29 protein-coding genes and 1 pseudogene are annotated in these 22,554 nt (G+C 63.0%); 26 read left to right on the top strand and 4 right to left on the bottom strand.

Going from position 1 to position 22,554, the window contains the following annotated elements; translation table 11 throughout:
- Nucleotides 1-64: 64 nt before the first annotated feature.
- The 4 genes from AC6R19_RS19405 to AC6R19_RS19390 form a co-directional block, all read right to left on the bottom strand.
- The gene (locus AC6R19_RS19405) at nt 65-331 is read right to left on the bottom strand and encodes a hypothetical protein (RefSeq protein WP_500581509.1); all 267 of its coding nucleotides are present in this window, start codon (nt 329-331) and stop codon (nt 65-67) included.
- The gene (locus AC6R19_RS19400) at nt 328-4,287 is read right to left on the bottom strand and encodes a plasmid replication protein, CyRepA1 family (protein ID WP_500581508.1); all 3,960 of its coding nucleotides are present in this window, start codon (nt 4,285-4,287) and stop codon (nt 328-330) included. Before AC6R19_RS19400 ends, AC6R19_RS19405 begins: the two co-directional genes overlap by 4 nt.
- 391 nt (nt 4,288-4,678) lie before the next feature.
- Nucleotides 4,679-5,320 carry a helix-turn-helix domain-containing protein gene (locus tag AC6R19_RS19395; protein ID WP_500581507.1) on the bottom strand — a complete coding sequence of 214 codons (642 nt, stop codon included), beginning with the start codon at nt 5,318-5,320 and terminating at the stop codon, nt 4,679-4,681.
- Entirely contained in the window at nt 5,320-5,622 is a 303-nt protein-coding gene (locus tag AC6R19_RS19390) for a hypothetical protein (protein ID WP_500581506.1), read from the bottom strand. Before AC6R19_RS19390 ends, AC6R19_RS19395 begins: the two co-directional genes overlap by 1 nt.
- 160 nt (nt 5,623-5,782) lie before the next feature.
- Between AC6R19_RS19390 and AC6R19_RS19385 the strand changes: the two genes are divergently transcribed.
- From AC6R19_RS19385 to AC6R19_RS19260, 26 genes and pseudogenes are all read left to right on the top strand, one after another.
- Entirely contained in the window at nt 5,783-6,385 is a 603-nt protein-coding gene (locus AC6R19_RS19385) for a hypothetical protein (protein ID WP_500581505.1), read from the top strand.
- Nucleotides 6,386-7,030: 645 nt separating this feature from the next.
- Nucleotides 7,031-8,272, top strand: coding sequence for a recombination-associated protein RdgC (gene rdgC, locus AC6R19_RS19380; protein ID WP_500581504.1), 1,242 nt, complete (start codon nt 7,031-7,033; stop codon nt 8,270-8,272).
- Complete coding sequence (locus tag AC6R19_RS19375) at nt 8,259-8,822, top strand: bacteriophage antitermination protein Q (protein WP_500581503.1); 564 nt, start codon at nt 8,259-8,261, stop codon at nt 8,820-8,822. The genes rdgC and AC6R19_RS19375 overlap by 14 nt, the downstream gene beginning before the upstream one ends.
- Nucleotides 8,822-9,163: a hypothetical protein gene (locus tag AC6R19_RS19370; RefSeq protein WP_500581502.1), complete on the top strand. Its 342-nt coding sequence runs from the start codon at nt 8,822-8,824 to the stop codon at nt 9,161-9,163. Before AC6R19_RS19375 ends, AC6R19_RS19370 begins: the two co-directional genes overlap by 1 nt.
- A complete protein-coding gene (locus AC6R19_RS19365) occupies nt 9,147-10,373 on the top strand; it encodes a dUTP diphosphatase (RefSeq protein WP_500581501.1) in 1,227 nt (408 codons plus the stop codon). Before AC6R19_RS19370 ends, AC6R19_RS19365 begins: the two co-directional genes overlap by 17 nt.
- A 2-nt stretch (nt 10,374-10,375) precedes the next feature.
- Nucleotides 10,376-11,752 carry a DNA cytosine methyltransferase gene (locus AC6R19_RS19360; protein WP_500581500.1) on the top strand — a complete coding sequence of 459 codons (1,377 nt, stop codon included), beginning with the start codon at nt 10,376-10,378 and terminating at the stop codon, nt 11,750-11,752.
- On the top strand, nt 11,752-12,066 hold the full coding sequence (locus AC6R19_RS19355; RefSeq protein WP_500581499.1) for a hypothetical protein: 315 nt from the start codon (nt 11,752-11,754) through the stop codon (nt 12,064-12,066). Before AC6R19_RS19360 ends, AC6R19_RS19355 begins: the two co-directional genes overlap by 1 nt.
- Nucleotides 12,063-12,344, top strand: coding sequence for a hypothetical protein (locus tag AC6R19_RS19350; protein WP_500581498.1), 282 nt, complete (start codon nt 12,063-12,065; stop codon nt 12,342-12,344). The genes AC6R19_RS19355 and AC6R19_RS19350 overlap by 4 nt, the downstream gene beginning before the upstream one ends.
- The gene (locus tag AC6R19_RS19345) at nt 12,341-12,799 is read left to right on the top strand and encodes a Lar family restriction alleviation protein (RefSeq protein ID WP_500581497.1); all 459 of its coding nucleotides are present in this window, start codon (nt 12,341-12,343) and stop codon (nt 12,797-12,799) included. Before AC6R19_RS19350 ends, AC6R19_RS19345 begins: the two co-directional genes overlap by 4 nt.
- Complete coding sequence (locus AC6R19_RS19340) at nt 12,796-12,945, top strand: hypothetical protein (RefSeq protein ID WP_500581496.1); 150 nt, start codon at nt 12,796-12,798, stop codon at nt 12,943-12,945. The genes AC6R19_RS19345 and AC6R19_RS19340 overlap by 4 nt, the downstream gene beginning before the upstream one ends.
- A 3-nt stretch (nt 12,946-12,948) precedes the next feature.
- Complete coding sequence (locus tag AC6R19_RS19335) at nt 12,949-13,425, top strand: hypothetical protein (RefSeq protein ID WP_500581495.1); 477 nt, start codon at nt 12,949-12,951, stop codon at nt 13,423-13,425.
- Entirely contained in the window at nt 13,410-13,970 is a 561-nt protein-coding gene (gene ssb / locus AC6R19_RS19330) for a single-stranded DNA-binding protein (protein WP_500581494.1), read from the top strand. Before AC6R19_RS19335 ends, ssb begins: the two co-directional genes overlap by 16 nt.
- A 21-nt stretch (nt 13,971-13,991) precedes the next feature.
- A complete protein-coding gene (locus AC6R19_RS19325) occupies nt 13,992-14,276 on the top strand; it encodes a hypothetical protein (RefSeq protein ID WP_500581493.1) in 285 nt (94 codons plus the stop codon).
- On the top strand, nt 14,273-14,647 hold the full coding sequence (locus tag AC6R19_RS19320) for a DUF4406 domain-containing protein (protein WP_500581492.1): 375 nt from the start codon (nt 14,273-14,275) through the stop codon (nt 14,645-14,647). Before AC6R19_RS19325 ends, AC6R19_RS19320 begins: the two co-directional genes overlap by 4 nt.
- On the top strand, nt 14,638-14,913 hold the full coding sequence (locus tag AC6R19_RS19315; RefSeq protein WP_500581491.1) for a hypothetical protein: 276 nt from the start codon (nt 14,638-14,640) through the stop codon (nt 14,911-14,913). Before AC6R19_RS19320 ends, AC6R19_RS19315 begins: the two co-directional genes overlap by 10 nt.
- Nucleotides 14,910-15,080: a hypothetical protein gene (locus AC6R19_RS19310; RefSeq protein ID WP_500581490.1), complete on the top strand. Its 171-nt coding sequence runs from the start codon at nt 14,910-14,912 to the stop codon at nt 15,078-15,080. The genes AC6R19_RS19315 and AC6R19_RS19310 overlap by 4 nt, the downstream gene beginning before the upstream one ends.
- A gap of 582 nt (nt 15,081-15,662) precedes the next feature.
- Nucleotides 15,663-15,983 carry a hypothetical protein gene (locus tag AC6R19_RS19305; protein ID WP_500581489.1) on the top strand — a complete coding sequence of 107 codons (321 nt, stop codon included), beginning with the start codon at nt 15,663-15,665 and terminating at the stop codon, nt 15,981-15,983.
- Nucleotides 15,980-16,618 (top strand): hypothetical protein, encoded by a 639-nt coding sequence (locus tag AC6R19_RS19300; protein WP_500581488.1) that lies wholly within the window; start codon nt 15,980-15,982, stop codon nt 16,616-16,618. The genes AC6R19_RS19305 and AC6R19_RS19300 overlap by 4 nt, the downstream gene beginning before the upstream one ends.
- Nucleotides 16,605-16,709 (top strand): annotated as a pseudogene (locus tag AC6R19_RS19295) (hypothetical protein); the annotation flags it as partial. The gene AC6R19_RS19300 and the pseudogene AC6R19_RS19295, both read left to right, overlap by 14 nt.
- Before the next feature lie 570 nt (nt 16,710-17,279).
- Nucleotides 17,280-18,008 carry a hypothetical protein gene (locus AC6R19_RS19290; protein WP_500581533.1) on the top strand — a complete coding sequence of 243 codons (729 nt, stop codon included), beginning with the start codon at nt 17,280-17,282 and terminating at the stop codon, nt 18,006-18,008.
- A 176-nt stretch (nt 18,009-18,184) separates the two neighbouring features.
- Complete coding sequence (locus tag AC6R19_RS19285; RefSeq protein ID WP_500581486.1) at nt 18,185-18,505, top strand: phage holin, lambda family; 321 nt, start codon at nt 18,185-18,187, stop codon at nt 18,503-18,505.
- 14 nt (nt 18,506-18,519) lie between these two features.
- Nucleotides 18,520-19,005, top strand: coding sequence for a hypothetical protein (locus tag AC6R19_RS19280; RefSeq protein ID WP_500581485.1), 486 nt, complete (start codon nt 18,520-18,522; stop codon nt 19,003-19,005).
- A 3-nt stretch (nt 19,006-19,008) separates the two neighbouring features.
- Nucleotides 19,009-19,710, top strand: coding sequence for a hypothetical protein (locus AC6R19_RS19275; RefSeq protein WP_500581484.1), 702 nt, complete (start codon nt 19,009-19,011; stop codon nt 19,708-19,710).
- Between the two features lie 158 nt (nt 19,711-19,868).
- Nucleotides 19,869-20,435 carry a hypothetical protein gene (locus AC6R19_RS19270; RefSeq protein WP_500581483.1) on the top strand — a complete coding sequence of 189 codons (567 nt, stop codon included), beginning with the start codon at nt 19,869-19,871 and terminating at the stop codon, nt 20,433-20,435.
- Nucleotides 20,332-22,341 carry a terminase gpA endonuclease subunit gene (locus AC6R19_RS19265; RefSeq protein WP_500581482.1) on the top strand — a complete coding sequence of 670 codons (2,010 nt, stop codon included), beginning with the start codon at nt 20,332-20,334 and terminating at the stop codon, nt 22,339-22,341. Before AC6R19_RS19270 ends, AC6R19_RS19265 begins: the two co-directional genes overlap by 104 nt.
- Nucleotides 22,338-22,553 (top strand): hypothetical protein, encoded by a 216-nt coding sequence (locus AC6R19_RS19260; protein WP_500581481.1) that lies wholly within the window; start codon nt 22,338-22,340, stop codon nt 22,551-22,553. Before AC6R19_RS19265 ends, AC6R19_RS19260 begins: the two co-directional genes overlap by 4 nt.
- Nucleotide 22,554 lies beyond the last annotated feature (1 nt).

Genomic DNA, 22,554 nt, shown 5'->3' with positions numbered 1-22,554 from the left:
ACTATGGCGGCCGCTCGCATCCTTGAGGCATAGTCGGCCGCGTCTATCCGGTACCGAAGCCCGTTCATCCCCTGCCCTCGCTGGCAATCAGCAGCGCGATGCGCCGCCTGCAGGCCTCCCGCGGGCTGATAATCCCGCGCGCCTCTTCCAGGTCGATCGCCCGCGCCTCCTTGCTGCGCTGCAGCTTTTCCCACTGGTACCAGGGCGCGCTGGTGATCCCGGCGGCCAGCTGGCGGGCCTGGCTTGCGGCCTCGGCCGGCAGCTGGGCGGCCAGGCCCAACAGCGCCTCGCGCACCTGCTCCGGCGTGGGCGGTGCCGCGTGGGGCGTCACGCCGCACCCCCTGCCCGCCGCAGCCGCTGCGCCAGGTGCTCGAGCCGCCAGCTCAGGCCCCACTCGCTCATCTCCCCGCGTTCCAGGGCCTCCCACTCGCTCATCTCCCCGCGCTTCCGGGCCTCCCTGTCCTCCGCCTGCAGCCAGCCCAGCACCTCCTCGAGGTAGAAAATTTCCGATTTCCGGCAAACCCTTTCCACAAGCTCCAGTGCCGCCGGGTATTTCTCCGCGAGTTCAACGCTCAGGGGGTGGACCACCTTTGTATCCAGGTCTTTATCTACACGCTGCGAAGGTGGTCCACCCACCGGATCTCCGATCGTACCCCCGCCAGCTTCCTGCGCGGGCCCTGTTGGGGTGGCGGGCAGTTGGGCGGGTGACTGGTCGTCGTCCTCGTCGTGGATGGTCAGGCTGGAGACACCGGCGGCCTGGCGGCGCTGGTAGTAGTCGTTGAGCTGCGCCCAGGTGTCAGGGTCAACGAAGTGGACTCGCTTCTTGGCCTTGCCACGGCGGGTGGCGCGGACCTTGAGGCCGAGCCTCTCCAGCACCGCCTTGGCCCAGCTGGTGGCGCACTTGGGTTTCGACTTGGGGTGCACATAGGGGCCGATGGGCAGCTCGTTGTACTCCTCGATGGCGGCCTCGGTACTGAGCACCGCGGCCATCGTCTGCTGGGCCTGCTGGGCCGTGAACTCGCCGGCGCCGGTGGCGATATCGATGCCGAGGCCGTCGAACACCTGGCGCAGTATGCGGTGGGTGGCGGTCTTGAGCAGGCGGCGGGTGGTGGTGACCCCCCTCTCCGCCAGGTGGTTGTCGAATGCCTGGCAGGTGGCGGTATCGGCGCGCAGGGCCTCGAAGCCGGCCAGCCGTTTTGGCCCCCGGTCCTCCCAGAATTCAATGTCCCGCTGCTCCACCAGCGGCGCGCACAACTGTGTCTCGATGTGGTAGCGGGTCAGCTGGGCCGCTTCCTCGCGGCTCATCACGTCGCGGCGCATCAGCCGCTGCGCCTCCTCGATGCCGGGCGTCTCGACGCTGTGGATCAGCTCGTGGCGCGCGGCGGTCACCGCGGCCTTGGCTACCCGCTTGCCCTCGCGGGCCTGCTCTTCGTCCAGGGGGTTGGCGGTCAGGCGGCCTACCCGGTAGCCGTCGCCGTGCAGGATCAGCAGCATGTTGTTGGCGAAGTCGGCGCGGGCCTCGCGCTCGGCGGCGGTGGCGGTGAGCCAGACGTCGTCGAAGGTGGTCTTGGGCCAGCGGGCCACGAAGGCCTCGTCGGTCTCTTCCCAGTCCGGCTCGCGGCCGCTGGCGTCCATCAGGGCGCGCCGGTCCGCGGCCACCCGGCCCCGGAAGATGCGCTCGCGGTCGGTCTCGCGCCGGTGTTCGGTGATATGGAAGCCGACGATATAGCGCCGCGCGGTGCGGTCTCGGCGCAGCATCTGCACCGCGTCCGAGGGCGCCACGGCGCCGAAGAAAATCCCCACGTGGTTTTTGAAATGTGGCGTCTCGATCGAGACCCCGGAGCTGATAGCAGGGCTGTAAATGATCACCTGCCAGTTGCGCGCCTGCCCGTTGGGATCGGCGAGGAAGGCCTCCACGTCCTCCTCGCCTTTCGAGTCCTTCTGCACGTGCAGCACCCGCACGCCTTCGCATTCGGTTTGCAGCCGCTTCGCCAGTGCCTCCCCGTCCTTCGCCGAGTCGTCCGCCACCAGCACCGTCTCGCCGCGGCGCACCGCATCCATGACCTGCTGGTGGGCCATCAGGTCGGTGGTGTGCAGGATCTCGATATCGGAGCAGTCGGTGGCCATTTCGATAATGTGGATCGGCTGCCCCGGGCAGGCCTTCTCGGCGAACTCGACCAGGGCGTCACTGGCGTCGGCGTCACACATGACGGTGCGGTCAGCGTTGCGCATCATCTCTGCCAGTTTTTCCAGCACCAGCACCGGGTTGTCGATGGTGCCGTCTGCAATATGGCGCAGGGTCTGGCTGGCCTCGTCGATCAGCAGGTCCTCGACCGCGGCAAAAAACGGCTCGAACTTGGGGTGCGTGATCGAGTTGATACAGCAGCCCATGCGCTCGATCATCGGCACCATCGGCGCGGCGATGTCCTGGTAGTTGTCCACCCGTATCCGCAGGTGGCCGTAGTCGTCGCGCTCGGCCAGCCGGTTGCAGGCGTCGGCGATCAGGCTGACCCGGTGCGCCAGGTAGGCGCCGCGGCGGCTGTTGCGCATCAGCGGCGCCAGCAGGTGTTTGGTCTTGCCGCTGGCCATTGGCGAGCGCACGATGATCACGCCGTCCAGGGCCTGCACCTTGCGCAAAACCTTCGGTGGCAGCAGCGGGTGGCCCTCGGCGCTGTGCATCGGCTCCACCAGTTCGTAGGTCACGTTTGGCTTGGCCCGGGTGTCGGTCGTGAAATTGCGGAAGCCCTGGGCGCGCTTCATTTTCTGCTGCATTAGCCACTGGGCGCGGCGTTTCAGGCTGGCCAGCTTGTCGGCTGGGAGGGCCACCGCCGGCGGCAGCGCGGCCTTGACCATCTTTATCACCTCGGTCGCACTGTACACAAAGGGCACCAGGGCCAGGCCGGCGTTGATCGCCTGCAGGGCCTCGTCCTGGGCGCGGTCCTTATTGACCAGCGCCAGCCGCTGCAGGCGGTAATCGAAATTCTTGCTCTCTGCTTTGAGCTTGCAGGCGGCGCTGCGCAGCTTGCGCCGCACCGCCTTGAGGCCGTGCGGGTGCAGGCAGTGGACGTCGTTCCAGTCGGTGGGCCGGCTGTCGGTGTCCATGTCGTCGAAGGTGGGGAAGGTGACCTTAACGCCCGGGTGCTCCTTGGCGCATTCCAGGGCGGCCAGCAGGCCGGCGTTGCCCTTCCCTTCCGCAGCCTTCCAGCAGTCGTTGTCCGCGTCGATGACCTTCGGCGCGTTGGGATAGTAGCGGCAGAAGAGTGAGACCACCGTTTTCAGGTTTCCGGCGTTGAAGCAGACAACCACGCAGTGGCCGGTGGCTAGGCGGATAGTGCCGCCGGTGGCGAAGCCTTCGACAAACCGGATCGGCTCGCCGCTTTTCAGCGCCGCCTGCAGGTCGCCGATAACGCGGTGGGCGCCGTCCATATCGGCGCCCCAGGTGAACAGCTTGTCGGTGGGGTCGGCGTCCGGGTTCGGCCTGAACTTCTCCTCGTAGATCTTCTGTAGGCCGCGCTCGGTGCCGTCGATGCCGCAGGCAAGAACGGACAGGAAGCGGCCGCGGCGGTCGCTGCCCAGGCGCACATCGGCGTCGCCGAGCACTTCGGCAATCTGCTTCCTAATGGCGTAGCGGTGAGGTTTGGCGGGGTGGGGACCGCGGCCGCCACCCCCTTGATCTGATTTTCGGGGGGTGGGGACCGCGGCCGCCACCCCCTGATTTGCCGGCGCCAGTGTTTCGTGCAGCTTGAGGTCGCGCTCCACACTCTCGCGCTGGGCCTGCTCCTTGGCCTGCTGCTCGGCCTCCAGCCTGGCCAGCCGCTCCTGGCGCTTGCGCTGCTTCTCCGCGAGGCGCGCATCAATGGCGGCGCGCTCTTCCGCGCTGATGATCTGGTCGACCTCGCGCTCGTAGAGTTCGCGCAGGGCGTGGTAGCCGTTCCAGGAGTCACTCTCGCCGCCGTGGCCCTTGGCGCCGAAACTGATAAAGGGGATCCGCAGCTTGTACTCGCCGTGGTCCACGCTGTGCTCTTCCGCATAGCAGCCCACCCGCCCCCGATAGGGCGACTTCTGCTGCAGGAAGCGGAGGCTCTTGCCGTGGACTTTAGAGGCTTTGCCCTTGCCGGTGGATAGCCGGATCTTGCTGTAGGTGGCATCCCAGTCGATGTCGAACTGAGCGGCGATGTGGGCGATGTCGCTGGCGAAATGTTCCAGCAGGGCGTAGGGGTCGGACTGGAATCTTTCCTGGTACCACTCCCCCAGTGGCACCCGATTTTTTGGCGGTGCTGAGTGCACTTTTTAGGTCTCCAAGCAAAAGCTGGCGTTTTTTTGGCTAAAACGCTTGCAACTGCCTGGGTGCTTCTCTACACTCGAATTTCAGATTTGAGTCGTGTAGAGATTGCTTACCCAGGCGATTTTTATTGGCTCCCCCAAAAACCCGGTGTTGGCGCGCCGGGTTTTTTATTGGCCGTTTGTTCTGTATCCGTCGTCGCGGTTACATGGCGGTCTCTCCTAAGCCAAATTTCTAGATCAAAATTTAACCAATATTACATTTGTTAGAACTCTGATCCTAACCCGGGAGGGATTCCGCGTCTATAGCGCACCGGAAAGGGGCCGCAAGCGTGTTCCTTGCAGCCATAATAGCGGGCATTTTCTGAATTACGCAAATTGATTTTCAGAAGGGCGGTTAAATATGCCAGCGCATTTCTGTCACGACGCCGGCAATTCGCTCAGCTTCGGTCATAAGGGTTGGACGGTAATCCCTGTTCAGAGGCTTTAGGTAGGTGTCAGGCCCCTCGACAATTAACTGGCGGAACATGGCTCGGCCGTCAGCGTTGAGGACGATGACGAAGTCTCCAAGGGAGGCTTGGCGGGCAGGGTCTACAAACACAGTGGAGCCTTCAGGAAAGCAGAAACCGGTATCGCTTTGCATACTGTCGCCCTTTACAGTCAGGGCAAACCCACTGTCGTTCACGGGAGGCAGGCCGACAAGGGCCTCCCTATTCCTGCGTAGGTCTGGACGTTGAGAGTCGTTCAACCAGGCTTGAATGTCTTCCCAGTGCAGCAGTGGAACTCTTCGCGCACCAGAAACAGTAGGGTCGGCTAAAGCCCCACCTTCAGCCTCGCGGACAATGTCGGTAACGGTCACGCCGTAGAAGTCCGCGAGGCGCTTGATTTGCACGGGGTCAATGGTTCTGTTCTCTGACTCCATCCGGAAAAGACGGGTGGGCGCGATATCGCCATGCAGGGCGTCGCTTAGCTCGTGCAGGGTCAGGTGTTTTTCTTCAATGCGAAGGCGGCGCAGCACGCCGCCGATATCGAGTCTCATTACTGGAATGACTCCGGGAGCTTGGGAACCTCGACCACCACGCCGTCGCGCAGCACGAAAGATACCGTCTTGCTCTTGCTGGAAAGGTCCCAGCCCGAGCCAACCCACGCCCAAACCCACACCTCATTGTCGCCTTGCGTGGCGATCCGAGAGGGTTTCCCCATCAGCGTTTCCAGCTCGGAGGAAGTCATGCCCTCCTCCACCTGCCGAACCGTGGCCCAATCAAAGTGATTGCCGGCGCTGACGCAGGCGGTCAACGTTAAGGCCCAAAGAATCCCCGCGACGGCTGTTCTTATCTTCATAACGGACTCCATCCATTGATTTCTGCGAAATTCGTAACTCAATTTTCGCAGCCTTCCCTGTTTCCGAGAAATCGAATTTCAGAAATTCGGTTGACAGGATTTTCTGAAATTAGCAAAATCACCTGAAACAGCAATTTCCAGGGCGGGAAAGCCAACAAGAATGCAACTTCGGGATATCTCAGAGGACCAGATCCTGATCCGCCACACCATCGAGTGGCTGACGGATAGGGGGGTAAGCACCAAAGCCTTTGCGCGTAGCCACCTGCTGCCGGCCCTGGGTCGTGCGGAGCTGGTGAGCGAAGAGCCAAGCATCGTGGAGAACTACGAGCGCTGGTTCGACTCGCGGCGAAAGATGATCGGCATGATGCTCACCAGCAAACAGAACATCCCGCTGGCGTGGAAGTGGGTGTGGGTGAACTGCCTGCCTGAGCCCTACCAGAAGCGTTGCCGGCAGGATCTGATGGCACTGAATGGTTCCTTCCACCTGCCGCTGCCGTCTGGCCACGAGGAGCGGGTACCCACCGCTTCCAAACTGTCCTGCCTGATGCGCGAATTCTCCGAAGTGGTGGCGGCGAGCAAGCCGGCCCAGGACGGCATGCTTGATACGCGCGATGAGGCCGAGGACCTGCGCGAGTACGCGGGCCAGCTGCTGGACCTAATCGAAAAAGCCTCCCAGGAACTGCTGAACATACAAACCGGTACCGGCGTGATGGGGCGCCGGCAGTTGGTGGCGATGCTGAACCAGCGCATCGGCACTGAGTAATTTCTCTCCCCCAAGGTCTTTGCGCGGGGTTCGCCCCGCGATTTTTTCAGATTCAACAGGGTGGGGGCCGCGGTCCCCACCCAAACCAAAGGGTGGGGACCGCGGCCCCCACCTTAGGTAAACGGAGCAAAGAGTCTTGCTGAATGGTTTGGCCGAGAAGATTGTGGCGTCAATCCACGGTGAAGGGGCGGAGCTGCTCGTCGCTTCTCATCTGATGCTGAACCACAACCTTGTTGTAGGTGTTTGCCCCAGAACCATGCCGGGCTGGGATCTCGAGGCAACGGACCCACTGTCCAGCAGGAGCTGCCGAATACAGGTTAAGCACAGGGGTGGCCCGCATGGCAACAGGGGTCGAATCAAGCTGAGATTAAAGCCGGTATTCGATCTCCTCGTTGTGACAGGTAGCCCGCTGCTGATTGAGGCCCGGTTCAATCGCCCAAAGACTGCGGATAGGGATATATGGGCCGATTGTCCCGTGCATCCAGCTTGGGTTCTGACACGCGAGGAGGTGGAGTCAGAAATGTTTGAACGGGATGGGGTCTGGTGGCTCAGGAACCCACGCTACGAGCAACACCTGTTTCAGTGGCAAAAGATCGTGAATTTTCTTCGCGGCGCAGATGGCGCCGAATCCTCAGAGGGGGCCTGATGTTCAAGAGCGCAGTCATCTACCGATTCTGCAAGCCGCTACCGCTGACCGCGCTGGAGGTCGGCGAGCGCCTGGCGCAGCACCCCTACCGGCCGCCGGAGCCCCGGCAGGCAGGCAGCGCCGGCTTTGTGCCGCCGCTGGGCCCGGCTGACGTGGAGAACCCGCGCTACGTGCACCAGGTGGGCGGCCGCTGGCTGTTCTGCCTGCAGGTGGCGGTGCGCAAGGTGAAGCCGGTCGAACTGCAGAAGCGCCTGCAGGAGCGGGTGGCGGAGATCGAGAAGGCCCAGCACCGCAAAGTATTCCGCAAGGAAAAGCAGCAGCTGAAAGACGACATCCTGATAGATCTGCTGCCGAACACCTTTCCAGAAGAGCGCCGCACCCGCGCCTACATCACCCCGCGCCAGGGGCTGCTGGTGGTGGAGGCGGGCAGCCACAACGCCGCGGAGGAGTTTTTGACGGCGCTGCGCCACGCGCTGGAGGGCCTGCCGGTGGCACTGCCGGCGGTGTTCAGTGACCCAGGCATGACCATGCTGGCGTGGCTGCGCGGCGAGGAGATGGCCGAGGGCCTGCGCCTGGGACTGTTCGCTGAACTCCGCAACAAGCTGGATAGTGGCTGTCGGGTGACTCTTACCAACGAGGACCCGACCGACGAGAACGCCCAGGGCTACCGCGACGGCGGCTACAAGGTGGCGGCGCTGGCGCTGGCCACCGACGCGGACATGGCCGGCATCGAGTTCCGTCTGACCGACGAGCTGCTGATCAAGTCGATCAAGTCTGACTACGAGGTCGAGATAGGCGAGGGCATCGCCGATGAGGCCGAAAACCCGCTGGCCTACCAGGCGGCGCTGCTGGATGCGGAGCTGACCCTGTTCGGCGGCGTCCTCGACACGGTCTGGCACGACCTGGTGGAAGCCTTCGGCGGCTACCGCGAAGGGCAGGAGCCGGCAACCTGGAAGACCAGCGATGCGGACCTGGTGGATATCGGCCTGCCGGCCGGGGCCACCTCGCCGACCTTTACGACCGGCGACGCCCGAGACGAGCTGTACCCGGAGGCGCTGCAGGTGGTGCAGGAGCTGGAAGCCGCCAGCATCAGCCGCCTGCAGCGCAAGCTGCGCATCGGCTACAACCGCGCTGCGCGCCTGATCGACACGATGGAGCGGAGCGGCATCATCAGCGCACCAGACGAGCAGGGCGCGCGCCGGGTGATCTCAACGCAGGGGGATAGCCATGCCGCTGTTTGAATCCGTCGCCGAGGCCTGGCACGACGCCTTCACCACCGTCGAGGGCTTCCAGGACCCCTACACCCCGAAGCCGCCGAAGGGCACCTCCCCGAACAATTTCCGCGAGGTGCGCATGGCGGAGCTGGCCAAGGTGCGCCGGGCGGTGATGCAGCTGCCGGACGCGCTGCGCCACGCCGGCATGTGGGCCTACGGCCCGGAAAACGAACTCACCTTCAAGGCCCGCAAAAAGCTGTACCAGCGCGCCTGGGAACAGCTGCTGAAACAGGGGCCCGAGGAGGCCTACCGCAACTACGACAAAAACACGCGCATGACGATCATGAACGTGGCCGTCCTCGAGGAGGTGCGCGGCCGGGCCAACGACCCGGACCGCCGCTGCAGCGAGGCGGTGGTGGCCAGCCGCATGGGCATCGACCGCAGCAGCTTTTCCCGCACCTGGGCGCCGGTGTACCGCCAGGTGGTGGAGCAGCTGATCGACGAGGCGCGCACCGCCCTGACCGAGATTTCCCCCCTGGTCGAGGAGATCAACCGCAAGTACCGGAGGGCCGGCTGATGACCGCCCCGCGCGTGTGTCTTGGCTGCGGCTCTGCCCCGCGCATGCGGCGCAACGCCGAGGGCCTGTACCGCGCCGAGTGCTCCAACCCGGCCTGCCGCTGGAACCCCTGCGACGGCGGCTGTCAGTCGCGCGACGGCGCGCGGGTGCGCTGGCACCGCGACAACAAGCCGAAGTGCGAGGAGACGCTGCTGTGGTGGCGTCGCCGCTATCACGAGATCTACGGGCTGCCGGCCATCCCGCCGGCGCTGTCGCCCACCGAGGTAACCCAGCTCAACCGCAACTACCACCGGATGTTCCCGGGAATTCACGGAGGCATGACCTATGCACCAGCAGCTTGAGGATATGTTGCAGCGCCAGGCGGCGTTTCAGGAAAAACACATCGGCGCCGATTGGCTGGAGCGTGGCCTGGACTGGAAGCGCGCCGTCTGGACCGAGGCCGGCGAACTGCTCGGCCACCTGGGCTGGAAGTGGTGGGCCAAGGATGAGTGCGACCTGTGGCAGGCGCAGCTGGAAGCGGTGGATATCGCCTGCTTCCTGTTTTCCTGGGTGCTGGACGAGGCCGGCGGCAACATCTCGCTGGCGGCCAAGCGTCTCGAGCATGGCCTGGAAAAACCCGCCCACGTCCATCCGGACCGCCGCCGCGCGGCCGAGGTCTTCGCATCCTGCATCCTGAGTTTCGAGCGCCCCTGCCTGCCGCAGTTCCGTGCTCTGCTGGATGCGCTGCAGCTGGATATCCACGGCCTGTACGCGCGCTATATCGGCAAGATGGTGCTCAACCGCTTCCGCCAGGACAACGGCTACAAGCTGGGGACCTATGTGAAAACCTGGGGCTTCCAGGAGGACAACGCGCACCTCCAGGCGGTGGTGGAGGGGCTGTTGCAGGAGGAGGGTGCGGACCTGGAGCTGGTGATCTATGCCGGGCTGGACGGGCGTTACCGCAAGCTGGTGAAGAACGCCCCCGTCCAGGTTGATTCCCTGGGCAGGCACGCCGACGACTACGCAGTGGATCGCTTTGCTTCCGTAATGAAGCTGAAGCTATCCGCCGCGCGCAGGAAGGGTCGCGGCGGCTGGGAAGATCCGGAGCAGTGTCAGGCGGAGGACCTGCTGGAAGGCCTGCGCGGGGTGCTGTCGAAATCGAACCCGGGCAACTGGGTCGATATCGCCAATTTCTGCATGATGCTGGAGGAGCGCGGGCTGGCGCCGGTGCCGGTGGTGGATGAGTACGAGACCCGCGCCGATGGCGAGCGGGTGCGCAAGGACCGTTGGGAGACCGGCTTCCGCAGCATTGTTTCCTTGGTGCGCGGTTCCGGCGCCGAGTTTGAGGTCGACGAGGTGGTGGAGCGGGTGCGCCTGATGGTTGAGGCGGAGCCGGCGGCGTTCATATTCCCGAGTGACCTTGAGAAGCTGGCAAAAACCGAAACCTCAGTGCCGGCTTACTCTGTTGAGATGGGGCGCCCGGACGAGGAAACAGCCGCCGTTTTTGTCGGCCACGCCCCGGTAGCCCATTTTGCTGGTCGCCAGTCTGCCGCCCAGACTGAGGTGGCATAACGATGGCGCGCTTGGCTGCCAACAAGAACGCGCGACTGGCTCAGCCGCAGCTGGGTTTCGAGTTCGACGACGAGCTGATCGTGGACAACTTCGCCGGCGGCGGCGGTGCCAGCGAGGGCATCGAGCAGGCCTTCGGCCGACCGGTGGATATCGCGATCAATCACGATCCGGAAGCGATCGCCATGCACCGGGCGAACCATCCGCAGACGCGTCATTACTGCGAGAGCGTGTGGGATGTGGACCCGCGCGAGGCGACTCAGGGGCGCCCGGTTGGGCTCGCCTGGTTCAGCCCTGACTGCAAGCATTTCAGCAAGGCCAAGGGCGGCCGCCCGGTGGAGAAAAAGATCCGCGGTCTCGCCTGGGTGGTGATCCGCTGGGCGGCCACTGTGCGCCCGCGCGTGATCATGCTGGAGAACGTGGAGGAATTTAAAGGCTGGGGTCCGCTGCAGAAAAATGGCCGCCCTTGCAAGCGCCGCGCCGGGCGCACCTTCGCGCACTGGAAACAGCAGCTGATCAACCTGGGCTACCAGGTCGAACACCGCGAGCTGCGCGCCTGCGACTATGGCGCGCCCACTACCCGCAAGCGCCTGTTCCTGATCGCGCGCTGTGACGGTCGCCCGGTCGTGTGGCCAGAACAGGTGCACGGCGAGGGACTGCAGCCGTATCTCTCGGCGGCGAATGACGTCATTGACTGGTCCCTGCCGTGCCACAGCATTTTCCTAAGCAAAGAGCAGGGGAGGGCCGTCGGTGTTAAGCGCCCGCTGGCAGAGAATACGCTGCGACGCATTGCCCGCGGCATCCAGCGGTTTGTGATCGACAGCCCGGACCCGTTTATCGTGCGCCTCGGCCACACCAAGTGGGGCGGCGATGGGATGCAATACCGGGCGGATACGCCGCTGACGACGATCACCAGCAAACAGGAACACTGCCTGATTTTTCCCTTTCTGGCGAAAAACTACGGCGGTAATTATTCCGGCCCGGGCGTAGACCTGCGTCAGCCGGTGAGCACGATCACGGCGCGGGATCACCACTCCCTGGTGCAGGCCTTCCTGGTCAAGTACTACAGCACCGGCGGCCAGTGGCAGGATCTGCGCGATCCGATGCACACCATCCCCACTAAGTCGCGCCTGGGCCTGGTCACTGTCCATGGCGAGCCCTACCGGATCACCGATATCGGTATGCGCATGCTGACCCCGCGCGAACTCTACCGCGGCCAGGGGTTCCCCGATGACTACATCATCGACGCCACCTACGACGGCAAGCCCCTGACCACCACTGCGCAGACGCGCATGTGTGGAAACAGCGTGAGCCCGGTACTGGCGCGCGCGTTGGTGCGGGCCAATTGTGGTGTGGCGCTGCGCGAGCAGGAGGCAGCCTAATGCAGGCCGAAACGGAATCAATAAGGGCAGCGCGCAAAAGCCACGGCTGTGACTGGTGCGGCCAGCGCATCGATGCCGGCCAGCCGTACAAGCGCTATCGCTGGTTTGGTGACGGGGAGCCGGTAACCGTGCGAGAGCATCCGGAGTGCCATGACGCAATGCTGGAAATGTCGGCCCATTTTTGCGACGCGATCGAGTTTTCCCCCGGCGATCATCCGCGCGGCTGTTGGTGTGAATTTGATGACGACTGCGAGACCTGCAGGAAAAACCAGCAGGGCACATTCAGGCCGGAAAGCGAGCAGGTGCCGGCGTGATTGTGGCCAGCTGGGACCTAACGGCCGAGAGCAAAGTCGAGGGCGAGCTGCCGCCAATCCAGTACCACAACGTCGGCCGCCAGCGCCTGGTGAACCGCGTCTGGCGCGTGGTGATGTGGGCGCAGGGCCAGGATGGAGAGCAAATTAAAAAGGACCTGCGCACGCCGCGCTGCGAGCTGTCCCAGATCGTCGAGCGCACCGTGGACGAGCTGCTGGAAATCTGCCGGGAAAAATCGCCGCTGGTTGCTGGCGGCATGCGAGTGGAGCTGATGCGATGAGTAAATTTTTAGAGGTTAAGGACTGCCCATTTTGCGGTGAGGCGGCTGAATTGGACACCAACAAAGATGGGGTGCATGTCGAGTGCAAGGGTTGCGGAGTTTGGCTTGGTAGTCAGCGCCCAATGCGGGAGTTTTTGTCGATCTGGAATCGACGCACAACGCGGATCGATTCGGACAGAGAAGAAGTGGGGAAACGGCTGGCTATCTCGATCGGCGCCGTACCGGGATCAGATCTAGAGCGGGCAGCGAAACAGTTGTCGAAGGCTACCAGAAATGCCCTTAAGAGGTATGCCAGGAAATCGCAAAGGGAAATGGAGATTGGCGCAGAGATTTCGCGCCTGATTGAGGAAATCAGGTCGCAGGCCTCCGACGAGCTGCGCTGGAAAATACGCAAGCTGCTGGAGCTGGATCGAGAGCGCATGCGTCAGGGCGTCGAGAGGGCCGTGCTGCTGTGAGGGCGCCGCGCGACTGGGGCAGCAAAGCCGCCGGCCTGGGATTCTGGCGCCGCCTGCAGGTGCGCCTTCTGGGCCGGCGCTTTACCGACGTCGACGGCGCGGTGACTTACTGCTACCGCGGCGAATTTATCACGGTGGGGGTTTAGGCGATGAAAATTTCCGATGACGAGTTGCTGCGGTTGGTTTGGCTGAATCAGCTGCGGCGGGTGGCTCGGGGCGTGGTGACGACTTACGTGGGCGGCACATTCAGGGTCAAAGAATCTACAGATTTCTGGTTCCGCAGCGCCAGTGAGACGCCCCGCGCTAAACGGACCCAGGTGACCTCGGTAGTGGGTGCGCAGCAGCTTTGGTATCGCCTGAAAAAGCTGGAGAAGCGCGGGCGCCTGTGGATCGATCCCCGTGTTGATAGGTTCATGGTCGACGGCCCTTGTGCCCGCGAAGCCTTTCAGGCTGGGAGGGAGCTCTGGTTCGCGGAGGGGCTGCTGGAGCAACCGCATCAGCCGGTCTCGATGCCCGAGAATAAGTTTCAGGCGTTGGCAGCGGAGTGCGAACAGATGCTGCTGGCGAAATTTTCCGGGGCTGAACTGCCCGAAAAAGTACAGGAGGCGGCATGGCCCGCGGCATAAATAAAGTCATTTTAATCGGTCACCTGGGCGCGGACCCAGAGACCCGCTACATGCCCAGCGGCGGCGCAGTGACCAACTGCAGCATCGCCACCAGCGAGACCTGGAAAGACAAGCAGACCGGCCAGCCCCAGGAGCGCACGGAGTGGCACCGCCTGGTGTTCTACAACCGCCTGGCGGAAATTGCCGGCGAGTACCTGCGCAAGGGCGCAAAGATTTATGTCGAGGGCAGCCTGCGCACGCGCAAGTGGCAGGACAGGGACAGCGGCCAGGACCGCTACACCACCGAGATTGTGGTGGGGAATATGCAAATGCTGGACGGTGCGCGAACCAACGGCGAGCAGTATGCGAACGAATACCAAGCGCAGCCAGCAGGGACGCAGCAACCGAGAGGCCCGGCCACGCAGGGCGGTCACGGAAGACCGCCGGCCGGTGGGCAAAGTGCGTCGGGGCCGAATATGCGCGGCACGCCTCCAAACAATCCTCCCCCGTACCAGCAACCGCCGGGTGGATTCGATAACAGCTTCGACGACGATATTCCATTTTGAATGACATAAAGGAGAAAGCTGATGGGTAACAAGGAGCAGATAGCCGCACGGCTCCAAGAACTTCGGGAAACACAGGCGACGCGGAACGAATTTATTGAAATGACGCGCGCTACCCGCGCATTCGGCTCCGACGGTAACCACGAGGACTATTTCGTCCGCGAGCCGGCGAAGCGGAAGAAGGGGGAGCCTTTCCGGGCTGGGGGTTTTGCTAACCGGTCGCTGGAGATGGGGTTTATCGGTTATTGCCTGGGCCTGGCCGTTGCAGAGCTGGCTGATAGTGAGATAGCGCAAAAGGGTGAGAAATGAACCTGCGCGGCAAGGTGGTGTATGTCAGCGGCCCGATGACCGGGATCGAGAACTACAACCGCGACCAGTTCAACGCCGCCGCGGCCTACCTGGAAGAGCAGGGCGCGGTGGTGCTGAACCCGGCCATCCTGCCGGACGGGCTGGGCTACGAGCAGTACATGGACATCGACATGGCCATGGTACGCGCGGCCCACGCGATCGCCTTCCTGCCCGGCTGGGGCGACAGCACCGGCGCCCGTGCCGAGTGGGCCCTGGCCCGCTGCCGCCAGCTGCCGGAGTTGTTCCTGGAGCCGGACGGCCAAGGCGGCTTTGCCGGCCACGGCCACCTGCAGGGCGCCTGGCACACGGAGGAGGTCGCGGCATGCGCATAGTCACCGAGCACGGACCGGTGCGCGGCAGGCTGTGGGTCTTCGCCCGAAGCCTAAAGGCGGCCATCGAAAACGCCGAGGCGGCGGGGCTGCAGGATGACCAGTGGCAGTTCCTGGGCAAAGCCGACCGCCTGCGCGGCCACCGCGGCGCGGTGGGTTGGATGGCGGGCGGCTGGCAGCTCCGGAAAGACTGCGCCGAGGTGGAGCTGGCCATGGCCTTTCAGGGCTGCCTGGCGGTGCACCAAGTGCGCGTGGAGGCCGCGGCGTGAAGCGGCTGGGCTACGCGCTGCTGGCGGTCGCCTGGCTGCTGGTGGTGTGGGCCTGCTGGAACCTGGGCCACTCTTGGAACTACAACCTGGCCTACGAGGGCATGGTGCGCGATACCGTGTGCCAGATGGTTAAGGCGGAGTATTTGAAGGAGCCGTGTGATGTTTGAGAAGGCAGCGCAGCTTGGGTACACCAGCTTCCGGCAGGGGATGTTTGATGTTTTCGAGCTGAATTTTGGCTTGGTGCGCTTGGTGCGGCACCGCAGGCGCCGCCGCCAGCTGGAGCGCCGTGGCGAGACACTGCGCTGGTCTCAGGCGCTGCAGGGCTGGCTGTGGCGGCCGCGCTGGTGCGACCACTGCTACGACGGCAGCGGAGGCTGCGCCCACCCCTACTACGGCTTGGCGCCGGACCACAGCGGGCCAGTGACAGCGGGAGCGTGGCCGGAGAATTTTGCACCGGATCCAGAGAGTCAGGGGAGGGCGGGGACCTATACGCACTGCCTGCACTGCGGGAGGGGCGCCTCCGCGTATTTGGCTGTGAGTTCTCGCGTGCTACGCGGGGAGCCGATTCTAAGCGGGGTGCTGAAATGGATTGACCCTTTGAAGGAGCCGCGTGATGGATCTCTATTGGCGGAGTAAAGGCGGGCTCAGAGTGCACCTGTTCAAGCCGTTGCAGTATTTCAGGTGGACGGTGCCGCGGGAGTATTTCGAGTGCCGGCGGGCGACGATGTTGGAATTTTAAGGAGATGGTGATGGACACAGAGCAGATTTTAGCGGCGATCAAAACCAGCGTGAGCGAGTACACCCGTGATTGGGCGCGCCGCGCTGGTGACGTGGATGAGCAGAGGTTTTGCGAGTACAACGGTGTGATCACTATCGAGATTGCGCGCACGCTGGGCGTTACCAATAGCGAAACGCGCAAGGCGCTAGACAATCTAGTGAAGCTCGGATTTGTGCTCAAGAGCAGCGACAATGCGGGCCGTTTTTGTCGCTGGTGGCCGGTCGGGCATCTGGGGGAGCTGCAGGCCGCTGGAGAGCCTTGCGAGGCGAAACAAGGAGACAAGCTGCTATGAGCGAAGGAAAAACAACGCGGGATTTGCTGGGCGAGTGCTTGGTGGTTCTGCAGCAGGAAGGATTGCGCGCGGACCTGCAGGACGAGGTTGTAGGGCATCTTTGTGAGCCGGTGGGGGAGCAGCCCGAGAGCGAGACGGACGAGTACACGGCGGATAATCTAGCGGAAGATGTTTGTGATCGGCTGGTGGCTATCCTAGGTCGCGAGATAGATGGAGATGGCTCGCCGTATTCTATCGCCATCGAGGCTGTCGATTCCGTGGTGCGCGCGATAAAGGATTCGGGCCTTAAATTCGACGACGAAGATAACACGTTTCGACCGGTCGCCCGGCAGCCCGAGAGCGAGCCAGTGGCAAGAGTACATACCACTGGGAGGAATGAATTCCTGCAAGAAATTGAGCATCTACGTGGTCGAATTCCTCTCGATACTTATCTTTATGACAGACCCCAGCCATCCCCGCAGGTGCCGGAGGGACGCATAATCGAAATAATTGATGAGCTTGTGGATATTGCGGTAGACCCGGATGTGCCGGGTAGCCCAGCATACGTTAACCCCCTAGCGGAAGAGTTGGTATCGCTAGTTTCACAGCTCGCCACCGCCCCCTCCATAGCGGAGAAGCCACATGACCCAGCTTAAACCTTGTCCGTTTTGCGGAGGGCCTGCGGAACCTGCACAAAGAGTTAATAGCTCTGGGCGTCCAGTTTGGGCCATTACATGCCCTTCCTTTTGCGTCGCTATGAAGCGCGGCACGCAGAAGGAAGTGATTCACGATTGGAATAGTCGCGCCCCCTCCATAGCGGGGGCGCGGGAAATCGAACTGGACGACGTGTTGGCGTGGGCTGACGGAATCCAGGGAGCTCTAGGCTCTGAACTCGCTGCGAGAGTGACAGATCGCGAGGCGGCAGTTGCCACTGCGATACAGCGAGCTGCAAGCGGACAGCCAACCCCGCAGGTGCATGGTGACTCCATGGAATTGTCTAATTTACATATTTGCCTAGATGAAGCTGGAATTCCACGAGTTGGGGAAACTGGAGAGCTTTCTGCGTGGGGTCGCGTAAAACTTTATAACAGCCGCAGGCATGCCCCGCAGGTGCCGGAGGGGTGGCGGATAGAGGTCCGCAAAAACAGCGGAGGCAGGCCATTCTATGCGCTTATTCGTAAGGAAGGCGGGATCTTCGCAGTGCCTGTTGGGCCGGACCAGCCTTTGGCGGGGGATAATCTTCTGGTCGAATTCCTTGAAGCGCTGGTGCCAGGCGGACAGGCAGAGGAAAGGCTGTCTCGGATCGGTGAGTCGGTGGTGCTGCACACAGTACGCCAGACCATCGAGGAGGCGGCCGAGGCGGCGCTGGCCAATGGCTTTTATGAGGCGAGCAAGGATGCCGAACGCCTGCTGGAGCTGATCGAGGAGGAGCTTCTGCGCGTCGCGCCGGCCGTGAACGGTGCACCGCCCGGGGATATGTTACCGGGCGACATCATGAGGGGCGTCAAGGCAATGGAGGACCTGCAGGTACGCTTCCTACCCAGCTGGGAGGGTGGAGCAGCGACCAAGGCGCGCGAGGTCCTACTGCAGGCCCGCGCGCGTATCGCCGAGCTGGAGAGCATCTGCGCGGCCATGCTGCAGCGCTGGGCGGTGGTCCACAACCTGGCGCAGGCGGATGGCCCGGACAATCTGCGCCACGGCTCAGTGTTCGGCGTGGCGTCGCTGTCGGCTGAGGAGTTTATCGCCGACGGTGGCCGCGCCGGCGGTGCTCGGCTGCAGCGCCAGGAGGCGGCGGCGCGGGTGCTGGTGGAGGTGGCCAAGCACCTGCAGGCGGCGCCGATCGAGCCGGGCTCGCAGCTACAGGAGCAGATCCAGAAAGCCGCGGAGCAGCTGTCCAGCTACCCGCGGTTATCCCCAGTTTTTGTGAGCAAGGCTGTGGGTATCCCGGCCGAGGCGTTGAAGCCCGGGAAGGTGATGATAGTGGCGGAAGATCAGGCGACGGACCGATTCGAGCTCAAGGTGCCGGAATTCCCCCGGGAAAAATAGTTGCAAACAGGGTGTTGACTCTACTGCAACACTTTTAGTACCGTTTCGCTAACTTGGAATAAGTGTCTAAAGGTTGCCCTCACCGGCGGCCTTTTTTATTGCTCAAATCACCAGAAAGCCCCTCCGGCAGTGCCGGCGGGGCTTTTTTTGTGCCCGAGATTGGAGAGATGAAGCAAATGCCTGAAAAAGACGTAGGGCTTTGGCTTGCCCTGCTTTCAATACTCCGCGAGCACGGCGCGGCAGGGCTGCTGGCTTTCGTTCTCTCCTATGTCCGGATCATGTACGACGGTCAAGAACCACGCCCGCTGCGCCGGCTGATCGAGGCCACCCTGGGCGGCCTGCTGGTGCTGGTGGTCGGTGCGACCGCGGAGGCCTTCGGCTTGTCCAGCGGCTGGAGTTATTTCGGCGCGGGCTTTGTAGGCCTGCTGGGCGTGGATCAGGTGCGCAACCTTGCCACCAAGTGGGCAAATCGGCGCGCGGAAACTGGAAAGCTCTAACAGACGGAGGCGATATGTTCTACGGACTCACCAGGCCGGAGCATGCGGTGCAGATGGCAGTGGCCGTGTGCGACGTGTTGGGCCACGGCAAAAACGAGAAGGCGGTGAACCTGCTGGTAGAGACGGCCTGCCAGGAAACCTGGCTGGGCCAGTACCGCGACCGCCACAACCACACGGCGGGCGTCGGCCTGTGCCAGTTCGACCTGATCGGCTTTGAGGATGTGCAGCAGCGCACCAGCCCGGCAGTGGCGAAGCTGATCGAGGAGGAGTTCGGCGTTGACATAAAGGCGGCGGAGCTGCGCGACCTGGCGCACTCCCCACTGCTGTCGATGGTCTTCTGCCGCCTGAAATACCGGCTGGTGCCGGAGGCTATCCCTGCATCCCTGGAGGGCAGGGCGGCCTACTGGAAGAAGTACTACAACTCGGCGCTGGGCAAGGGCACCCCGGAGGAGTACCTGCGCAGCTACCGCCGTCACGGCAAGGCCCTGCTGGAGGCTTAACCCTTGAAAGCCAACAAACTCTACCTGTTCTACCCGGTGACCTTCCTCGGCTGGCTGATCACCCTGGTCACCCGCTCCCCGTTCAGCCACGCCGCCATCGAGGTGGACGGCGTGCTGTGGGATTCATCCGAGCGCCGCGGCAGCTTCGGCCAGTCCGGTATCGACCCGAGCAAGCGCCGGCATATCTGCATCCCGTTTTATGGAGACCTGAGCGGCTGGCTGCAGAACATGCAGGGCAGGAAGTATGACTGGCTCGGCGTGCTGGGCTGGCTGTTCAAGGCCAACGACAAGGGCCGCTTCTATTGCTTCGAGGCGGCCTGGCGTGCGCTCTGGTGGGTTTGTATCGCCAAGACAACGCAACCGGCCAGGCTGTCCGGGTTCGACTTGATCAAGGTGATCGCAGCTTATCTACATCGCGTGCCCGGCGGGATGGCGATAGGTACAGCCATGCATATCCTGCACACCGTTAACTTCGAGCACATCAAGCAATTGGAGGCGCGGCTGGCTGGGCCGTCCGGGCTTGACCTTGCGCACACGATCATAGAGATCGCACTGAATGAGACAGGATATCGCAGCGCCATGCATGCGCTGGAGATCATCCAGGCAGACAAGGCCAAGCTGATCAGGGTGGAGGAGCAGCTCTACCAGCTGCTGGACGCCCAGCCCACGGGTGCTGGCGTGGCCACGGCGGCCGCGCCGGGATGAGCGAGACGCCCCGCGGCCTGCGCCGCGATGATCGACGCGCCACCGTGGCGCGCGGGTCCTCCCTGCGCATATCTCCACCTGGGGGTAATTCGGGCCCCAGGTGGTCGCTCGTTAGAAAATTTTTTTGATTTTTCCCACTTCCGGTTCCGGTTGTTTTTATGGCGACACAAACCGAGGTCGCGGCCCACCTACTGCTCACTGAGCGCACCATCCGAGATCTGCAAAAAGTGCCCGGAGCCCCCGTACCACGGGGGCGCGGCAACCACGACCTCGACGCCTGGCGCGAGTTTTACATTCGCTATTTACGCGCCCAGAAGGGCATGCCGGAGGACGGCAGCGAACCGGAAATGGAGGGCGACGAGGAGGACAAGGCGTTAAAGCGGCGCGAGGCGCTGCTCAAGGTTCAGGAGCGCGAAGAGCGCATCGCCGCCCAGCGCGCCAAGCGTCTGGTGTTCGAGCGCAGCTACGCGCCGCTGGGATTGATCACCCACGCGGTGGAAGTTGTGGCCACTGCTGTGAATGCGCGGCTGGAAGCACTGGTGCCACGGGTCAAGCAGGCCTGCCCGGATATTCCGCTGGAGGCGCTGGAGCTGATGAACCGGGAGATTATCGCCGCCAGCAATGAACTCGCCGATATGGAACCAGATCTCTCAGATTACGCTGAAAGCGGCGAGCAGAGCAGCGACGCGTGGGCTCTCGATTCTGAGGAAGAAGCCACCGATTAGTGGCGTTGAATGGGCTGACGAACACTTCTACCTACCGGAGGGCTCCAGCCAGATTTCCGGCCGATGGGTAACACAACCGCTGCAGGTTGTGCTGCTCAACATGATGACCAACGACGCCATCCGCGAGCTGGATGTGCAGAAGTCTGCGCGCCTTGGGTACACCAAATGCGCGGTGGCTGCGACGTTTTATTTCATTGAGCATCGCCGCCGCAGCGGTGTGATCTACCAACCCACAGAAGACGACGCCAAGGGCTTCGTGGTCGACGAGATTGAGCCGGCGATCGCAGAGATGCCGGTGATTCAGGAGATTTTCCCCGACCACCGCAACGAGAACAAAAACAACACCGTCAAGAAGAAAAAGGGCCTGGGATGGATTCTCGACATCCTGGGCGCGATGACCCCGCGCAACTTTCGTCGGATCACCAAACAATTCCTGATCGGCGACGAGATCGACGGCTGGCCGCTGGAGATCGGCAAAGAGGGCGACCCGATCAAGGCCGCCTGGACGCGGCTAAAAGGTGCCACCTTCCCCAAGGCCATCTTCGGCACCACGCCCACAGTCAAGGGCGCCAGCCACATCGAACGGCTGATGGCCGCCGCCGCTGCGGTGTTCCGCATGTATCTGCCGTGCCCGCACTGCCAGCACGAGCAGACCTTGCGCTGGGGTGGCCGCGACTGCGACTTCGGCATCGACTGGGACAAGAGTAAAACCCCGGACGAGCTCACCACCCGCGACGTCTGGTATGAATGTGAGAGCTGCCACGGCAAGTTCCACTACGGCGACCTCGCCAAAATTTCCCCGGGTGCGCGCTGGATCAGCGACGACGGAAAGTACAGCACCCGCGACGGCCTGGTCTTCTACAACCGTGCCGGTAACCGCGTGCAGCCACCGCGCAAGTGCGGCATATTCATCAACGCGCTCTACTCGCTAACCCTGACCGATGGCTGGGTGGAACTGGTGCGCGAATGGCTTGAGGCGCAGGGCGACCCCCTGAAGCTCAAGGCCTTCGCGAACCTGGTGCTCGGCGAGCTGTGGGAAGACGAGAGCGGCGAGAAGTTCGACCACGAGCTTCTCTACTCCACCAGGCGCGAAGTCTACAAAGCCCCGGTCCCAATGGGCGGGCTATACCTCACTTGCTTTATCGACACCCAGGACGACCGCTTCGAAGGCATGGTCGTCGCCTGGGGCGTGGGCGAGGAGTCGTGGACCATCGACTACTTCGTGCTCTACGGCAACCTGCACCAGCCGGAAATATGGGACCAGCTAGAGCAGAGAATCCGCACCGCCAGTTATCGGCACGAGGGCGGGTTCGATATGACTATTCGCCGTTTCGGCATCGACACCGGCGGCCACTTCACCAGCCAGGCGCACGCCTTTGTGCAGCGCTTTCCGGTGCACTACGGCATCGCCTGCCGCGGCGATAACAAGTACGAGCAGCCGATCGTCCTCTACGACAAAAAGCTCAACAAACACGGCACCCGCAGTTGCGTGATCGGCACCGACAGCGCCAAGGACGTGGTCTACGGCCGCTACAAGGTTCTGCCCGAACCCGACAAGGACGGCGTCGTCATTGGCCCGGACGAACCCTGCCCGGGGCAATTCCACTGGCCAGTGGCCGACTGGTGCACGCGCGGCTTCTTTCAACAGGCCATCGCCGAAGTAAAAAAGCTCGTTTACGTGAAGGGCCGGAAGACCTACCGCTACGAGCCCAGAACTGCCGGCGCCCGCAACGAGGTGCTCGACTGCTACGCCGGCAACCTCGCCATGCTGCGGTTGGCAAAACTCTACTTTGGACTCGACCTGATCCTGCTGAAAAAGAACCTCGACGAGGTGATCGGTGCAGTCAAGCCGGTCGCGGCAAAAACCTCCAAACCAAAACGCAAGAAAGTAACCGGCGGCGTATGAGCTACACCCAGGACGACCTCACCAACATCGACCAGGCCATCGAGGATATGGCGATGGGGCGGCGCGTGGGCGAGTTCCGTCACAACGGCCGCCAGATCAAGTACGCCGACGTGACGCTGCCGGAACTGCGCGCCCTGCGCAAAACCATAGCCTCGGCTGTCCAGCCGCAGCGCCGCCGCTACTCGCAAATCGTCACCGACAAGGGGCTCTAAA

It is taken from the genome of Microbulbifer sp. SE14 (assembly GCF_059834885.1).
This window is presented reverse-complemented; position numbering and strand designations above follow the sequence as displayed.

Excerpts from the sequence above, each read along its gene's own strand:
- AC6R19_RS19395 (WP_500581507.1), bottom strand. The coding sequence starts at position 5,320 with ATGAGACTCGATATCGGCGGCGTGCTGCGCCGCCTTCGCATTGAAGAA.
- AC6R19_RS19390 (WP_500581506.1), bottom strand. The coding sequence starts at position 5,622 with ATGAAGATAAGAACAGCCGTCGCGGGGATTCTTTGGGCCTTAACGTTG.
- AC6R19_RS19385 (WP_500581505.1), top strand. The coding sequence starts at position 5,783 with ATGCAACTTCGGGATATCTCAGAGGACCAGATCCTGATCCGCCACACC.
- rdgC (WP_500581504.1), top strand. The coding sequence starts at position 7,031 with ATGTTCAAGAGCGCAGTCATCTACCGATTCTGCAAGCCGCTACCGCTG.
- AC6R19_RS19375 (WP_500581503.1), top strand. The coding sequence starts at position 8,259 with ATGCCGCTGTTTGAATCCGTCGCCGAGGCCTGGCACGACGCCTTCACC.
- AC6R19_RS19370 (WP_500581502.1), top strand. The coding sequence starts at position 8,822 with ATGACCGCCCCGCGCGTGTGTCTTGGCTGCGGCTCTGCCCCGCGCATG.
- AC6R19_RS19365 (WP_500581501.1), top strand. The coding sequence starts at position 9,147 with ATGCACCAGCAGCTTGAGGATATGTTGCAGCGCCAGGCGGCGTTTCAG.
- AC6R19_RS19360 (WP_500581500.1), top strand. The coding sequence starts at position 10,376 with ATGGCGCGCTTGGCTGCCAACAAGAACGCGCGACTGGCTCAGCCGCAG.
- AC6R19_RS19355 (WP_500581499.1), top strand. The coding sequence starts at position 11,752 with ATGCAGGCCGAAACGGAATCAATAAGGGCAGCGCGCAAAAGCCACGGC.
- AC6R19_RS19345 (WP_500581497.1), top strand. The coding sequence starts at position 12,341 with ATGAGTAAATTTTTAGAGGTTAAGGACTGCCCATTTTGCGGTGAGGCG.
- AC6R19_RS19335 (WP_500581495.1), top strand. The coding sequence starts at position 12,949 with ATGAAAATTTCCGATGACGAGTTGCTGCGGTTGGTTTGGCTGAATCAG.
- ssb (WP_500581494.1), top strand. The coding sequence starts at position 13,410 with ATGGCCCGCGGCATAAATAAAGTCATTTTAATCGGTCACCTGGGCGCG.
- AC6R19_RS19325 (WP_500581493.1), top strand. The coding sequence starts at position 13,992 with ATGGGTAACAAGGAGCAGATAGCCGCACGGCTCCAAGAACTTCGGGAA.
- AC6R19_RS19320 (WP_500581492.1), top strand. The coding sequence starts at position 14,273 with ATGAACCTGCGCGGCAAGGTGGTGTATGTCAGCGGCCCGATGACCGGG.
- AC6R19_RS19315 (WP_500581491.1), top strand. The coding sequence starts at position 14,638 with ATGCGCATAGTCACCGAGCACGGACCGGTGCGCGGCAGGCTGTGGGTC.
- AC6R19_RS19305 (WP_500581489.1), top strand. The coding sequence starts at position 15,663 with ATGGACACAGAGCAGATTTTAGCGGCGATCAAAACCAGCGTGAGCGAG.
- AC6R19_RS19300 (WP_500581488.1), top strand. The coding sequence starts at position 15,980 with ATGAGCGAAGGAAAAACAACGCGGGATTTGCTGGGCGAGTGCTTGGTG.
- AC6R19_RS19285 (WP_500581486.1), top strand. The coding sequence starts at position 18,185 with ATGCCTGAAAAAGACGTAGGGCTTTGGCTTGCCCTGCTTTCAATACTC.
- AC6R19_RS19280 (WP_500581485.1), top strand. The coding sequence starts at position 18,520 with ATGTTCTACGGACTCACCAGGCCGGAGCATGCGGTGCAGATGGCAGTG.
- AC6R19_RS19270 (WP_500581483.1), top strand. The coding sequence starts at position 19,869 with ATGGCGACACAAACCGAGGTCGCGGCCCACCTACTGCTCACTGAGCGC.
- AC6R19_RS19265 (WP_500581482.1), top strand. The coding sequence starts at position 20,332 with ATGAACTCGCCGATATGGAACCAGATCTCTCAGATTACGCTGAAAGCG.
- AC6R19_RS19260 (WP_500581481.1), top strand. The coding sequence starts at position 22,338 with ATGAGCTACACCCAGGACGACCTCACCAACATCGACCAGGCCATCGAG.